Below are 14469 nucleotides of genomic sequence, written 5' to 3'. Positions count from 1 at the left end.
CAGGCACCAGGAGCGCTTTGCCGAGCTCAGCGGCGTGGGGCTGCCGATCGAGGCGCGCTGCAACGGGCAGCGCTTCCGCAACTTCATGCTGCTGACCCATCGCGGCGTGAGTGGTCCGGCGATCCTGCAGATCTCCTCGTTCTGGCAACCGGGCGATGACCTGCGCCTGGATCTGCTGCCGGACCGCGATGCCGAACAGTGGCTGCGCGAGATGAAGCGCGAGCGCGGCGCCGCTGAACTGCGCACCGTGCTGTCGGAGGTGATCCCGCGCCGGCTGTCACTGCGCCTGTGCGAGCACTGGCTTGCCGACAAACCGGTACGGCAGCTGGACGAGCGCGAGATCAAGGCCACCGCCGCCCTGCTCGCCGATTTCCCGCTGGTGGCCAGTGGCACCGAAGGCTACCGCACCGCCGAAGTCACGCTCGGTGGCGTGGATACCCGGAAGGTTTCCTCGTCCACGATGGAGTCGCAACTGGTTCCGGGCCTGCACTTCATTGGCGAGGTGCTGGATGTGACCGGCTGGCTGGGCGGCTACAACTTCCAGTGGGCCTGGGCGTCGGGCGCGGCGGCCGGCAATGCGGTGTGAATGCCAGCCCGGCGGAATTGCGTCACAGGCAAGCGTTCCGCGCATAGACGCCATGCCACCCATCGTGTATTAAACCCGGTCTGAGGGGAGTACTGAATGCAGAACAGCAAAGACATCACCTTGCGCCTGTTGATCGTCGATGACAGCGCCGAGAATGCCGAAGCGATCGTCAGCACTTTGCGCAACAGCGGCATCGCCGTGCGCCCTTCCCGGCCACAGAATCCGGAAGAGCTTTCGCAGGCATTGGGCAGCCAGCCGATCGACCTGGTGCTGGCCGCCCCCTCGCACAACATCCCGCAGCTGCTGCTCACCCAGCAGATCGCGGCCAGCGGCAAGGACATTCCGATGATCCTGCTGGCCGACCGGATCGAGGAGAACGTGCTGGTCGAGGCGGTCGCCAACGGCATCCGTGCCATTGCCCTGCGCCAGCGCCCGGAGCACCTGCTCTCGGTGATCGGCAACGAATGGACCGACCTTCAGGCCCGCCGCGGACTGCGCCGGATCGAAGCGCAGATGCGCGAGACCGAGCGCCGCTGCGATGCACTGATCTCCTCCTCGCGCGATCCGATCGCCTACATCCATGAAGGCATGCACATCCGTGCCAATGACGCCTATCTGGATATGTTCGGTTACGAGACCTTCGACGATGTCGAGGGCATTTCGCTGCTGGACATGGTCGCGCCGCAGCATGTGGAGGACTTCAAGCAGCTGCTCAAGTCGCTGAGCAAGGGCGAGCCCCCACCGCCACAGTACGAGATCCACGCCCGCAACCAGGACGGGGAAACATTCCCGGCGACCATGGAATTCAGTCCGGCCACCTACGAGGGCGAGAGCTGCTTCCAGGTGGTATTCCGCCGCCGCGAGGAATTCGATCCCGAACTGGCCCGTGAAGTGGAGGCGCTGCGCCAGCGTGACCAGGTCACCGGGCTGCTCAACCGCCCCACCTTCATGGTGCATCTGGAAAACGCGGTGGCGCAGGTCAGCCGCAGCGATGGCCAGTACGGATTCCTGCTGATCGAGCCGGATCACTACGCGCGGCTGCTGCCAGACATCGGCCTGGATTCGGCCGACGCGCTGATTGCCGCACTCGGCCAGAATCTCGCGGACGTGGCGGGCCAGGACGCCCAGTTGGCCCGCTTTGGCGAGCACAACTTCGCGCTGCTGACCCCGGGCGACTATGCCAACACCACCCGCGTCGCCGAGCGGGTGCGCGATGCTTTCGCCTCGCATGTATTCAGCATCGGCGAGCGCTCGGCCACGGTGTCGGTCAGCGTTGGCGGCGTGCAGGTCGGCGAGAAGATCGCCAGCGTCGGTCAGGTTCTGGCCCGCGCCACCGACTGCACCCGCGCCGCCATCGAGCTGGGCGGCAATACCGTCAAGGTATTCGACCCCGGCGCGATGGACCGGGTTGAGGAAGAGCGCATCCAGCGCTGGGTACAGCGCATGCGCGATGCGCTGGCCGGCGATGGCTTCCAGCTGCGTTACCGGCCGGTGCTGAATCTGCTCGGCGAACCGATCCAGCTGTACGACACCTCGCTGCAGCTGGAGAACAACGGCGAACTGGTCAGCCCCATCACCTTCCTGCCGATCGCGCAGGAGCACGAGCTGATGGCACCGATCAACCGGTGGGTGGTCAGCCAGGCGATCCGGGCACTGGGCGAGCGGAAGCGCGCCGGTCATCGCACCCATCTGATGGTACGCATCACGCCCGAATCGTTCAGCGACCCGCAGCTGATCGCAACGATCCGCGACGCCCTCCAGGCCGAAGGTGTCAGTGGCGAGCAGCTGTGGTTGCAGATTCCAGAAGCGAAGGTGTTCACCCACCTGCGCAACGCCCAGCAGTTCCTGGCCGATGTCTCGGCATTGGGCTGCAAGGTGGGCCTGGAGCAGTTCGGCTCGGGGCTCGATTCGTTCCAGCTGCTGGCCCACTTCCAGCCGGCGTTCCTCAAACTGGACGCGGACTTCACCGCAGACCCGGTACAGTCCAAGGAACAGTTGCCGAAGACCCAGGAAATCACCAGCAAGGCGCAATCGGCCAACATCCTCACCATCGCCGAGTTCATTTCCGACGCGGCCACGATGAGTCTGTTGTTCAGTGCCGGCCTGGACTATGTGCAGGGCGACTTCGTCGGCCCCGCCGGCGCGCAGATGGACTTCGAGTTCAACTGAGTCCGGCAAGGAGCCCACAAAAAAAGCCGCGCACTGCGCGGCTTTTTCCTTTCGACGCCAGCTGTTCAATCAGACTTCGACCAGCCCCGGAATCACCACGTCCGGATTCACGTCGGCGTCGTAATCCACGCCTTCGATGCCGAATCCGAACAGGCGCAGGAAGTCGGTCTTGTAGCCGGCCAGGTCGCTGATCTCATACAGGTTCTCGTTGGTCACCTGCGGCCACAGCGCCAGCACCTTGCCCTGCACTTCCGGCGCCATTTCCTTGTAGTCGGCGCGCAGGCGGCCTTCGCCATCGACCAGCTCCACGGTGCGGCCCTTGCCGTCCACCAGCTGCGGGCGGATGTGATCTGCGGCGTTGGCACCGCCCTGCGGACCGTTGTAGAGGATGTCGTACAGGGTATCGAGCTGCTCGATGCAGCCTTCATGGGTCCCTTCTTCCTTCATCACCTTGAACAGCAGCGACAGGTACAGCGGCATGGTCGGGATCGCCGAGCTGGCCTGGGTCACCACCGCCTTGAGTACCGACACGCGCGCATCGCCGCCAATACCCTGCAGCTTGCCGCGGATGTCCTTTACCTTGGCATCCAGATCCTTCTTGGCCGCACCGATCGAACCGTTCCAATAGATGGCCTGGGTGATCTCTTCGCCGACATAGGTGAAGGCGGTGGTGGTGGCGCCCGGCGCCAGCACACCGGCTTCCAGCAGCGCATCGATCCACATCTGCCAGTCTTCGCCGCCCATCACCTGCACGGTCCCGGCGATCTCCTCGGCGGTGGCCGGCTGCAGCGTGGTTTCGGTCAGCACTTCCTTGTCGGTATCCAGCCCCTTCAGCGTGATCGGCTCGCCGATCGGCTTGAGCGTGGAGCTGATCACCTCGCCGGTCTTCGGGTGCTTGCGGCGCGGCGATGCCAGGCTGTAGACCACCTGATCCACCTGGCCCAGATCGGCCTTGATGATCTCGATGACCTTGGCCTTGACCTCGTCGGAGAACGCATCGCCATTGACGCTGCGTGCATACAGGCCAGCCTGGTGCGCGTACTTCTCGAATGCGGCCGAGTTGTACCAGCCCGCCGTGCCGGGCTTGCTCTCCGTGCCGGCACGCTCGAAGAACACGCCCAGCGTCGCCGCATCGCTGCCGAAGGCCGCCTTGATACGCGCCGCCAGCCCGTATCCAGTCGAGGCACCGATCACCAGCACCTTCTTCGGACCGTGGGCCAGCTTGGGCTGCGCCTTGATGTACTCGATCTGCTCCTTGACCGCCGCATCGCAACCAGTCGGATGGGTGGTGACGCAGATGAAGCCGCGCACACGCGGTTTGATGACCATGAAAACCTCGATTGGGTAAGCAGAAAAACAGCCCTCGGCTGCGAAACCGGCCCTTCCACAACATGGTCGAAAGGCAGCGGATTCAGCAGGCGGGCACTGAACCGGGAGGATCGTAGTGCGCGGCCGCAGTGAACACAACCGACGCCACCGCATGGAAAAGCGGCTTGAGCACGGGCATGACGCAAAAAGAAAAGCCGCGCGGACGCGCGGCTTTTCCAGACAACCGTAGCGGTCAATCAAGGACGACGTGCCAGCTCTTCCTCGTCCTTGGCCTTGGGCAGCAGATCCTGCTTGCTGACCTTGAACGGACCGATGCTCAACAGCGGCACCGCCACGATGATCGAGGACACCACCACGATCACCGCACCGGCCATGTGCGTCTCGGCCAGGCCTTCCATCGACTCGCCGCCGTAGATATACAGCGCCAGCGCCGACAGGAAGAACATCACCGCGGTGATGATCGTGCGCGACAGGGTCTGGTTGATCGAGCGGTTGAGCACTTCCAGCGGCTCCACACGCAGGCTGCGGAAGTTTTCACGTACGCGGTCGAACACCACGATGATGTCGTTGATGGCAAAACCCATCACCGACAGCATGCCGGCCAGCACCGTGAGATCGAACTCGCGGCCCATCAGCGACATGTAGGCGATCGTCAGGATCAGATCGAAGAACGCGGTGATGCTGGCCACCATCGCGAACTTCCATTCAAAGCGCGCGGCGATGTAGATCAGGAAGCCGATCACCATGAACAGCGTCGCGTAGATACCGTTCATCGCCAGGTCCTTGCCCACCTGCGGACCGACGAACTCGCCCGGCTGGACCGTGGCCGGATTGCCGGCCGTGGTGATGGCCGCCTGGACACGCTGGGCCACCTTCTGCGCGGCATCAGCGGCGTTGTTGTGCTCACCATCCGGGGGCAGACGGATCATCACATCGTTGCCGCTGCCCACGCTCTGCACCTGGGCGTTTTCGATTCCGGCGTTGGCCAGCTTTTCGCGGACCTGATCGACGTTGATCGAATTCTCGAAATGCGTGCGCACCACGGTACCGCCGGTGAACTCCAGCGCGTAGTTGAATCCCTTGAAGCCGATGACGGCAAAGGAAACCAGCAGCAACACCACCATCAACGCAAGCACGGGCTTGCGATGACGCATGAAGTCGATATTGGTGTCGTTCGGGATGATATGAAGTGGAAACAGTTTCATTTGAGGGTCTCTTCCCGATCAGATAGCCACGGACTGCAGCTTCTTGCGGCGTCCGTAGATCAGCACCGCCAATGCGCGCGACACCGTGATGGCGGTAAACATCGAGGCGAAAATACCGATGATCATGGTCAGCGCGAAGCCCTTCAGCGGGCCGGTACCGAACGCGTACAGGGCCACACCGACGATCAGTCCGGTCAGGTTGGCGTCGAGGATGGTGCCCGAGGCCTTCTCGTAACCGGCAGCGATGGCGGCCTTGGCCGGCATGCCCAGTCGCAACTCCTCACGGATTCGCTCGTTGATCAGCACGTTCGCATCGACCGACAGACCCACCGACAGCGCCAGACCGGCAAAACCGGGCAGCGTCATGGTGGCGCCGAACATCGACATCACCGCGACCACGATCAGCAGGTTGAACAGCAGCGCTACCGAGGTGATCAAGCCGAACATGCGGTAGTAGATGGAGAAGAACACCAAGGTGAACATGAAGGAGAAGACCACGGCCTTGACGCCGCTGGCCACGTTCTCCGCACCCAGGCTCGGGCCGATCACGTATTCCTCGACGAAGTCCATCGGCGCAGCCAGCGAGCCGGCGCGCAGCAGCTTGGCCAGGTTGTCGGCCTCGGCCTTCTCCAAACCGGTGGTCTGGAAATTCTTGCCGAACACGCCATTGACGTTTGCCACCGAGATCACCTCTTCCTTGACCCGGAAGCTGCGCTGCTCCTCGCCATTGACCAGGGTCACTTGCGGAATCCGCTCGGTGTACACCACGGCCATCGGCTTGCCGACGTTGGCACTGGTGAAGTCGAACATGCGTTGGCCACCGACACTGTTCAGCGTCACGCTCACTGCCGGCAGGCCGTTCTGGTCGGTCGCCACGTCGGCCTTGACCATCTGGTCGCCGGTGACGATGGTGCGCTTGTTCAACAGCACCGGGTTGCCGCCACGGTCGCGATAGAGCTTGGCTTCCGGCGGAATCCGGCCTGTGGTGACAGCGTCCTGCGCATTGCCGTCCACAACCGCGCGGTATTCCAGCGTCGCGGTGGCGCCGATCATGCGCTTGGCCTCGGCGGTGTCCTGCACACCAGGCAGCTCGACCACGATGCGGTCTTCGCCCTGGCGCTGGATGATCGGTTCGGCCACGCCCAGCTCGTTGACGCGGTTGCGCAGCGTGGTCAGGTTCTGCTCGATGGCGCCGGAGGTGATCTGGGCCATTTCGCTCTGCGGCACGTTAACGGCGATGCGATCACCGCTGACCGCGTAGGTGAAGGTCGGCTGCGACTTGGCCAGTGCCGCACGCGCCTTGTCCGCATCGGCGGCGTTGGCCAGCACCACCTGGATGCTGTTTTCACCGCGCCGCTCGACCGAGCGGTAGGTGATGCGGCTGTCACGCAGCGTGGTGCGCACATCTTCTGCGAACGCCTCGAACCGCTTGTCCACCGCCGCCTGCTGATCCACCTGCAGCGCGAAGTGCACGCCGCCGACCAGGTCCAGACCCAGCACCATCGGCTTACCGCCAAGGTTGGCCAGCCAGTCCGGCACGGTCGAGGCCAGGTTCAACGCGACGGTGTAGTTGTCACCGGCGGTGTCACGCAGCACCTCGTTGGCACGCGATTGTGCTTCCAATGAAGGCAGGCGGACGATCAGGTTGTTCTCGCCCTCCTCCTCCACCGATTTGGCCTGCACGCCTGCCTCTTCCAGCGCGGCAGTGACACGACCCTTGAGGGTGTCGTCGATCTGTCCACCCCGATTGGCGGTGATCTGGACGGAGGGATCCTTCTGGTAGATGTTCGGCAACGCGTACAGCGTGCTGACAGCCAGAACGATCAGAATCAGGAAGTACTTCCAGCGTGGAAATTCAAGCATTGCAGGATCCTGCGCGACGCCTTCCCGGCGTCGCGACGTGACGAAAAGGGATCAGCCTCAGGCCGCGGACTTAAGCGTGCCCTTGGGCAGGACGTTGCCGATAGCGGCCTTCTGCACGCGGATGCGGACGTTGTCGGCCACTTCGATGGTGACGAAGTTGTCGCCGATGTCGGTGACCACGCCGGCAATGCCGCCAGAGGTCAGCACTTCATCACCCTTGCTGATTTTTTCCAGCATCGCCTTGTGTTCTTTCTGGCGTTTCATCTGCGGGCGGATCATCAGGAAGTACATCACCGCGATCAGGGCGATCGGCAGCAGGAACGTGCCCATGCCCGGGGCGGCCGGAGCGGCCTGGGCGACGGGGAGTAGGATAGCCATCAGATTCATGTATTGGTCCTTGGTGTTGGGTGGCGTGGCCCGGCGGTGAAACCGGTGGCGCCACCACGAAACTGGGTCAGCAGTGAAGTATGCCACGAGCCCGGAACCCCGTCCCGGGCCCGCTTGCGCTACCGCTACTCCCCCGACAGCGCCGGGACGGCGAGGCCACGGGCTGCATAGAAAGACTCGCGGAACGCCATAAAGGTTCCCGCCTCGATCGCCGCACGCATGTCGGCCATGAGTTTTTCGTAATAGAACAGGTTGTGGATCGTGCCCAGCATCGGCGCCAGCATCTCGTTGCAGCGGTCCAGGTGGCGCAGGTAGGAACGGGTATAACCGCTGGTGCAGGCATGGCAGCCGCAGCCGGGTTCGATCACGTCCATGTCGCGCTCGTAGCGGGCGTTACGGATGCGGACCGTGCCGAACGAGGTGAAATAGTGGCCGTTGCGGGCGTTGCGGGTGGGCATCACGCAATCGAACATGTCCACGCCACGGGCCACGCCTTCGACCAGGTCTTCCGGGCGGCCGACCCCCATCAGGTAGCGCGGACGATCGGCCGGCAGGATCGGATGCATGTGGTCGAGCATCGCATTGCGCTCGTGCTCGGGCTCGCCCACCGCCAGGCCACCGATGGCATAGCCGTCGAAGCCGATCTGCTGCAGGCCCTCGGCCGAGCGGCTGCGCAGATCGGTATGCACCCCACCCTGGACGATGCCGAACAGCGCCGCATCCTTGCCCAGCGCGTCGTGCGCGTTGCGGCTGCGCTGGGCCCAGCGCAGGCTCAGCTCCATCGACTTGCGCGCCACCTCCTCGGTGGCCGGGTACGGCGTGCACTCGTCGAAGATCATGACCACGTCCGAATCGAGCACCTTCTGGATCTTCATGCTCTCCTCCGGCCCTAGGAACACGCGCGCGCCATCGGTCGGCGAGGCGAAGGTCACGCCCTCTTCGGTGATCTTGCGGCGATGGGCCAGCGAAAACACCTGGAATCCGCCCGAGTCGGTCAGGATCGGCCCGCTCCACTGGCAGAATCCGTGCAGGCCGCCGTGATCGGCGATCACCTCCAGCCCCGGACGCAGGTACAGATGGAAGGTGTTGCCGAGGATGATCTCGGCGCCGAGCGCCCGCACCTGCTCGGGCAGGATGCCCTTGACCGAGCCATAGGTGCCCACCGGCATGAACGCCGGCGTTTCAACGGTGCCACGCGGGAAGGACAGCTGGCCACGGCGGGCACGGCCATCGGAGGTCTGGAGTTTGAACTGCAATCTGGACATGGAATCTATCTGTCGGTCGTGCGGGCATTGTCGCGGATTGGGCGCCGCGGCGCAGGGCCCGGCGGATCAGGCGTCGTCGTACGCAGCCGGGAACAGCAGCATCGCATCGCCATAGCTGAAGAAGCGGTACTGCTGCGCGATGGCATGGGCGTAGGCCTCGAACACCCGCTCCCTGCCGGCAAAGGCGCTGATCATCATCAGCAGCGTGCTTTCCGGCAGGTGGAAATTGGTGACCATCGCATCGACGCTGCGGATGCGGTAACCCGGGGTGATGAAGATCTGGGTTTCGCCGGCGAACGGATACAGCTCGCCGTCCCGCATCGCGCTTTCCAGCGCGCGCACCACCGTGGTGCCGACCCCGATCACCCGGCCGCCGGCGGCGCGGGTGCGGCGCACCTGCTCCACCAGCTCGGCGCCGACATTCAGCCACTCCCGGTGCATCACATGGTGGCTCAGGTCATCCACCCGCACCGGTTGGAAGGTGCCGGCGCCCACGTGCAGGGTGACATGGCCGAACTGCACCCCGCGCTCGCGCAACTGCGCCAGCAAAGGCTCATCGAAGTGCAGGCCGGCGGTGGGTGCGGCCACGGCCCCCACCTGCCGGGCGAACACGGTCTGGTAGCGCTCGCGGTCATCCACACCGGGCTCGCGCTGGATATACGGCGGCAACGGCAGGCGCCCTGCATGCACCAGCCAGGATTCCAGCGGCTCGGGAATCTCGAAGCGCAGCACATAGAACTCGCCATCGCGCCCGAGCACCTCGGCCTCGCCGCCGGCATCGAGCTGGATGCGGCTGCCCGGCTTGGGCGACTTGCTGGCACCGATCTGGGCGCGGGCCTGCTGCTTGCCAAGCAGCCGCTCGATCAGGATCTCGACCCGGCCTCCGGTGGCCTTCTGCCCGAACAGGCGCGCCGGGATCACCCGGGTGTCGTTGAACACCAGCAGATCGCCGGGCTGCAACAGCTGCGGCAGATCCCGCACATGGCGGTCGTCGAAGGCGCCGGGCACCGGCGGCACCAGCAACAGACGGCTGGCCGAACGCTCGGCCAGGGGAGCCTGGGCGATCAGCGCCTCGGGCAGGTCATAGTGGAAATCGGACTTCTTCAAGGCCGGAACATCGTACGGGGAGCCGGCTATTGTAGTCCTGCCAACGGGCGATGCCCGGTCGGCGCGATCAGCGCTCGAACTTGGTGGACAGTATGATGGCGCTGTTGGTGCGTTCCACCCCGTCGATGGCGCCGATGGCGTCGGTCACCACATCCATCTCGCCTACCCCGCCGACCACCACCATCGCGATCAGGTCGTGGTTGCCGCTGACCGAATGCAGGGTGCGGACTTCCGGCAGTTCGCGCAGCGCCTTGACCACTACCGGCATCTTCCGTGGCGACACGGTAATCAGCACGTGGGCGCGAACCTGGCCCTGCTCGTAATCCTCATGGGTGCGTACGGTATAGCCGGCGATCACCCCCTGCTGCTCGAGCCGGTCGATACGGCTTTGCACGGTAGTGCGTGAAAGGCCCAGCCGGCGGGCGATCTGAGCGGTGGAGGCGCGCGCATCCTCGCGCAGCACGGACAACAGCCGCTCATCGGCCGGGGATATATTCACATTGCCTACCAGTTTCGTCGATTCGACGAAATTACCCGAAAAACCGTCGAGATCACAGCTGCCATATGTCCAGAATCTCCAGATAATGGGTATATACAAAACTTTGTGGAGATGAGCATGACCGTACTCGGCCCCCTTGCGCCGCTTCGCGCGCACGCCGGCACCCGCCTGACCTCGGGCCTGGACGATGCCAGCATCGAACGCCTGGCCGCTGCCCATCCCGACCTGACCGGCGCCATCCATGCCGCCGCCACCGAATACGCCCGGATCAAGAAGGACGCCGCCGATCTGCTGGATCTGGACGAAAAGGATCAGATCGCGGCGATGCAGGCCGGTTTCGTCAACTTCTATGCCGATGACGCGGTAGTGCCGTATATCGCGCTGGCCGCCTGCGGCCCGTGGGTGGTCTCGCTCAAGGGGGCGGTGCTGTACGACGCCGGCGGCTACGGCATGCTCGGTTTCGGCCATACCCCGGCCGACATCATGGCGGCCGCAGCCAAGCCGCAGGTGATGGCCAACATCATGACCCCGAGCCTGTCCCAGCGCCGTTTCGTGCAGGCCATGCGCAAGGAGATCGGCCACAGCCGCGGCGGCTGTCCGTTCTCGCACTTCATGTGCCTCAATTCCGGCTCCGAAGCGGTAGGCCTGGCCGCCCGTATCGCCGATATCAACGCCAAGCTGCAAACCGATCCGGGTGCCCGCCACGCCGGCGCGACCATCAAGCGCGTGGTGATCAAGGGCAGCTTCCATGGCCGCACCGACCGTCCGGCGCTGTATTCGGACTCCAGCCGTAAGGCCTATGACCAGCACCTGGCCAGCTACCGTGGCGAGACCAGTGTCATCACCATCGCCCCGTATGACGAGGCGGCACTGCGCAAGGTCTTCGCCGATGCCCAGGCCAACCAGTGGTTCATCGAGGCGGTGTTCCTGGAGCCGGTGATGGGCGAAGGCGACCCGGGCCGCGCGGTACCGGCCAGTTTCTACAAGCTAGCCCGCGAACTCACCCGCGAACACGGCAGCCTGCTGCTGATCGACTCCATCCAGGCCGCATTGCGCGCCCACGGCACCCTGTCGTTCGTCGACTATCCGGGTTACGAGACCTTGGACCCGCCGGACCTGGAAACCTATTCCAAGGCCCTGAACGGCGCGCAGTTCCCGTTGTCGGTGCTGGCCGTGACCGAGCATGCCGCCGGACTGTACCGCAAGGTGTGTACGGCAACACCATGACCACCAACCCGCGGGCGCTGGACGTGGCCTGTGCCACCCTGGCCCGCATGTCGCCGGAAGTGCGGCAGAACATCCGTGTGCGCGGCGAGCAGGCAGTGCAGAAGCTGGAAGCACTCAAGGCCAGGCTCGGCGGCCTGATCACCAAGGTCCAGGGCACCGGGCTGCTGTTCTCCTGCGAGCTGGCTCCGCAGTTCAAGTGCTACGGCGCCAATTCCACCGAGGAATGGCTGCGCATGCACGGCGTCAACGTGATCCACGGCGGCGAGAACTCGCTGCGCTTCACCCCGCACTTCGACATGGACGAGGCCGAGCTGGACCTGCTGGTCGACATGGTCGGCCGCGCCCTGCTCGAAGGCCCGCGCCGCGCGCAGGCCGACGCCGCCTGATCCACCCCCTCGCGTGAAACAGGAACGGCGGCCAGTGGCCGCCGTTCTCCGTTCTGTCTGGACCATGCGGCCAGGCAGCCTTGAGTGCAATGCACTGCTAAGCCTGCGGTCCGATGTGCTTCTCATACCAGTCCCGATAAGGCGTGTCCTTGACCAGGTGACGGTTGAAGTCCTGGGCACCATCTTCCCACCAGACAGGCCCCCGCTCCCCCAGCGCGATTTTTGCAGCGTTGACCGAGCTACGTGCTGCCGAAAGCGCAGCAGGATCGCCCGCCACCAATGCGGCTTTCACTTGCCGGCGTGCGGCCATCAGCGTGCCGACGAGCACCTCGTGTTCCTGTGGCGAAAGACGGGGATTCGCGACCCGCCAGAGACGGCCGCGAACCACCATGTATCGACCGTCGGGTGTCCGTGGATGCTCCACCCCGCCTGGGCCCCTCAATAACCGATGACGCGATACGGCACCACCGGAACCAACTGCACTTCCTTGCAGCCGTCATAGCGGCTGCAGCTGCCGAAATAGCCCGGGCCCCAGTAACGCTGGCGGGCGTCGCGGTTGTACGGGCTGTTGTAGAAATCCGGCCGATAGAGATGGCCCGAGCCGTAGTAGCGGAACGGCGTGACCGGCTCGGACGCCGGCGCGCGGGACGCCTGCGCCACCGACGGAGAATCGTCGTCGGCGACATAGCCGAATTCGTTGTCGTAACGGACCAGCCGGTAATAGACGGTTTCCCCGTCCTGCTGGCGGCTGCGCAGACGCTCCAGGCTGCCATCGCCGGCATCGGCATACGCCTGCCCGCCTTCGAACACCACCTCGCTGGGATTGACGATCTCCTCTTCCAGCGGCGGTGCCGCGTCCACGCCCCAGGCCAGTGCCCCCAGCAGCAATGCCGCCCCGGCCGTGATCCACCCCTTGTCTGCACGCATATCGATCCTCCGTGATACTTGCCCGGTGCGTCGGCACCGGGCCGATGATGACGCGGTCGCCCCTGCAAAGGGCAACCGTCAATGGCGCGTCCTAGCAGCGGCCGCGGCGTTCGAACCAGTGCCGCCAGGCTGCCTCCGCCGGCTCTCCGGCACGACGCAGGGGCAGAGTATAGACACAGGCCAGGGGGTCCGTCCGGGCCATGCGTGGCAGATATCCGCGGCAACGCTGGCGGCGTGCAAGCAGCCTATCTGCGCTGCCACGGGAGGGGCGGATCACTCCCAGCAGCGATCGCTCCGGCCCTTGGGCGACACCGCGCGCGGACAATCGCGCGGCGCGATGCGACCTTCGGTGATTTCACCCAGACGCTTGGCGCCGCCTGTGTCCCGCAGGATCTCGAACGCGTCGTACAGACGTCCGGTGACCGTGTAGGCACGGTAGTGCAGACGCGCGCCGTCCACCCGCAACACCTGGAACAGCTGGGTGTCCTCTGCCGTGGGTTTCATCGTTCCACGTGCCTGCGGCGACAGCCGGTACTGCTTGGGCCCTGCCACCGAGGAGATGTACTGCGGCAAAGCGCCACTGTCGTCGCCACGCCGGCCATAGGTGTGGTCATGTCCCTGCAGCACCAGATCGACCTTGTGCCGCTGCAGGACCGGGCGGATCTGCGTGGCCAGCACCGAGGTGTCCCGCTCCGCCCGCAACGGATACAGCGGCTGGTGCACCACCACGATGTTCCATGGCTGCGTGCTGCTGCCCAGTACTTCTTCCAGCCAATCGGCCTGCATCTTGGCCGTCCCCAGATCCAGCGCCGAGGTGCCGTCGAGTATCGCCACGCGGATGCCCTGGTAATCGAACCAGTAGGTGGTGCTGGCTGCACCGGGCGCACCGTTGCCCGGCAAGGCAAAGCTCAGCGGCCAATGTCTGCCGAGTACGCGACGCTCCTGCGGGGTGTCCTCGAACTCCTCGAAATATTCGTGGTTGCCCGCCGCGGGCGCCACCGCCATGCCCGGCAACAGCCAGCCACCGGCGGCGAACCACTCGCCCCACTCGTTGTCGTCCTCGCCATCCCCCCCACTGACCAGATCGCCGGCGAACAAGGCAAGGCGTGCATCGGGAGCGATCTGCCAGCCCTGCCGGATCACCCGGCTGACATGGCTGAGGTTCTTGTTCTGGGTATCGCCGAAGTACAGCAGCGTCAGCGGCTGACCCGCCGCGCCAGCGGTACGGAAGTGATGCCAGGCGCTCCACGTGTCCTGTCCCTGCACCCGGTAGGCGTAGAGCGTGTCCGGCAACAGCCCCTGGACGTCGACCCGGTGGTGTTGCGACACGCCATTCTCGCTTTGCAACAGGCCGCTGCGGGCCTCAAGCGCACGCACCTGCCCCAGGTCCGGTGAATCCCCGGCAAGCGCGAGCTCCAGCTGAGGCACGGCCGACAGCGGCGAGGTCCGCCACGCCACCGCGAAACCCTGCGCGGCATCCTGCGCCGGCGAGGCGACGATGCGATCGGGGAAACCCGTG

The 14469-nt window shown here is 65.0% G+C and carries 12 protein-coding genes and 1 pseudogene; 3 read left to right on the top strand and 10 right to left on the bottom strand.

What is annotated here, in order from left to right; translation table 11 throughout:
* The coding region (locus JCM9942_RS04180) for an NAD(P)/FAD-dependent oxidoreductase (RefSeq protein WP_172675040.1) at positions 1-586 on the top strand (586 nt) is incomplete at its 5' end.
* Positions 587-682: 96 nt separating this feature from the next.
* Positions 683-2755, top strand: a complete 2073-nt coding sequence (locus JCM9942_RS04175; protein ID WP_054657848.1) for an EAL domain-containing response regulator — start codon at positions 683-685, stop codon at positions 2753-2755.
* 69 nt (positions 2756-2824) lie between these two features.
* Here the strand turns inward: JCM9942_RS04175 and fabV are convergent, their stop codons facing one another.
* The 7 genes from fabV to JCM9942_RS04140 all read right to left on the bottom strand — a co-directional run bounded on the left by fabV (position 2825) and on the right by JCM9942_RS04140 (position 10410).
* The gene (fabV, locus tag JCM9942_RS04170) at positions 2825-4084 is read right to left on the bottom strand and encodes an enoyl-ACP reductase FabV (protein WP_054657846.1); all 1260 of its coding nucleotides are present in this window, start codon (positions 4082-4084) and stop codon (positions 2825-2827) included.
* A 236-nt stretch (positions 4085-4320) separates the two neighbouring features.
* A complete protein-coding gene (gene secF, locus JCM9942_RS04165; RefSeq protein WP_054657844.1) occupies positions 4321-5289 on the bottom strand; it encodes a protein translocase subunit SecF in 969 nt (322 codons plus the stop codon).
* A gap of 18 nt (positions 5290-5307) precedes the next feature.
* A complete protein-coding gene (secD, locus tag JCM9942_RS04160; protein ID WP_054657842.1) occupies positions 5308-7152 on the bottom strand; it encodes a protein translocase subunit SecD in 1845 nt (614 codons plus the stop codon).
* A gap of 57 nt (positions 7153-7209) precedes the next feature.
* Positions 7210-7539, bottom strand: a complete 330-nt coding sequence (yajC, locus tag JCM9942_RS04155) for a preprotein translocase subunit YajC (RefSeq protein ID WP_054657840.1) — start codon at positions 7537-7539, stop codon at positions 7210-7212.
* 125 nt (positions 7540-7664) lie between these two features.
* Complete coding sequence (tgt, locus tag JCM9942_RS04150) at positions 7665-8804, bottom strand: tRNA guanosine(34) transglycosylase Tgt (protein ID WP_054657837.1); 1140 nt, start codon at positions 8802-8804, stop codon at positions 7665-7667.
* 66 nt (positions 8805-8870) lie between these two features.
* Complete coding sequence (queA, locus tag JCM9942_RS04145) at positions 8871-9911, bottom strand: tRNA preQ1(34) S-adenosylmethionine ribosyltransferase-isomerase QueA (protein ID WP_054657835.1); 1041 nt, start codon at positions 9909-9911, stop codon at positions 8871-8873.
* Positions 9912-9978: 67 nt separating this feature from the next.
* Entirely contained in the window at positions 9979-10410 is a 432-nt protein-coding gene (locus tag JCM9942_RS04140; RefSeq protein WP_054657834.1) for an Lrp/AsnC family transcriptional regulator, read from the bottom strand.
* A gap of 111 nt (positions 10411-10521) precedes the next feature.
* Between JCM9942_RS04140 and JCM9942_RS04135 the strand changes: the two are divergent.
* Positions 10522-12023 (top strand): annotated as a pseudogene (locus JCM9942_RS04135) (aminotransferase class III-fold pyridoxal phosphate-dependent enzyme).
* Between the two features lie 97 nt (positions 12024-12120).
* Here JCM9942_RS04135 and JCM9942_RS04130 read toward each other — a convergent pair.
* The 3 genes from JCM9942_RS04130 to JCM9942_RS04120 form a co-directional block, all read right to left on the bottom strand.
* Entirely contained in the window at positions 12121-12414 is a 294-nt protein-coding gene (locus JCM9942_RS04130) for a hypothetical protein (protein WP_054657832.1), read from the bottom strand.
* Positions 12415-12461: 47 nt separating this feature from the next.
* Positions 12462-12950: a hypothetical protein gene (locus JCM9942_RS04125; protein WP_054657830.1), complete on the bottom strand. Its 489-nt coding sequence runs from the start codon at positions 12948-12950 to the stop codon at positions 12462-12464.
* Between the two features lie 273 nt (positions 12951-13223).
* A partial coding sequence (locus tag JCM9942_RS04120; protein ID WP_054657828.1) for a purple acid phosphatase family protein occupies positions 13224-14469 on the bottom strand: 1246 nt, incomplete at its 5' end.

It is taken from the genome of Stenotrophomonas pictorum JCM 9942 (assembly GCF_001310775.1).
Classification (GTDB): Bacteria; Pseudomonadota; Gammaproteobacteria; order Xanthomonadales; family Xanthomonadaceae; genus Stenotrophomonas; species Stenotrophomonas pictorum.
This window is presented reverse-complemented; position numbering and strand designations above follow the sequence as displayed.

Excerpts from the sequence above, each read along its gene's own strand:
- JCM9942_RS04175 (WP_054657848.1), top strand. The coding sequence starts at position 683 with ATGCAGAACAGCAAAGACATCACCTTGCGCCTGTTGATCGTCGATGAC.
- fabV (WP_054657846.1), bottom strand. The coding sequence starts at position 4,084 with ATGGTCATCAAACCGCGTGTGCGCGGCTTCATCTGCGTCACCACCCAT.
- secF (WP_054657844.1), bottom strand. The coding sequence starts at position 5,289 with ATGAAACTGTTTCCACTTCATATCATCCCGAACGACACCAATATCGAC.
- secD (WP_054657842.1), bottom strand. The coding sequence starts at position 7,152 with ATGCTTGAATTTCCACGCTGGAAGTACTTCCTGATTCTGATCGTTCTG.
- yajC (WP_054657840.1), bottom strand. The coding sequence starts at position 7,539 with ATGAATCTGATGGCTATCCTACTCCCCGTCGCCCAGGCCGCTCCGGCC.
- tgt (WP_054657837.1), bottom strand. The coding sequence starts at position 8,804 with ATGTCCAGATTGCAGTTCAAACTCCAGACCTCCGATGGCCGTGCCCGC.
- JCM9942_RS04130 (WP_054657832.1), bottom strand. The coding sequence starts at position 12,414 with ATGGTGGTTCGCGGCCGTCTCTGGCGGGTCGCGAATCCCCGTCTTTCG.
- JCM9942_RS04125 (WP_054657830.1), bottom strand. The coding sequence starts at position 12,950 with ATGCGTGCAGACAAGGGGTGGATCACGGCCGGGGCGGCATTGCTGCTG.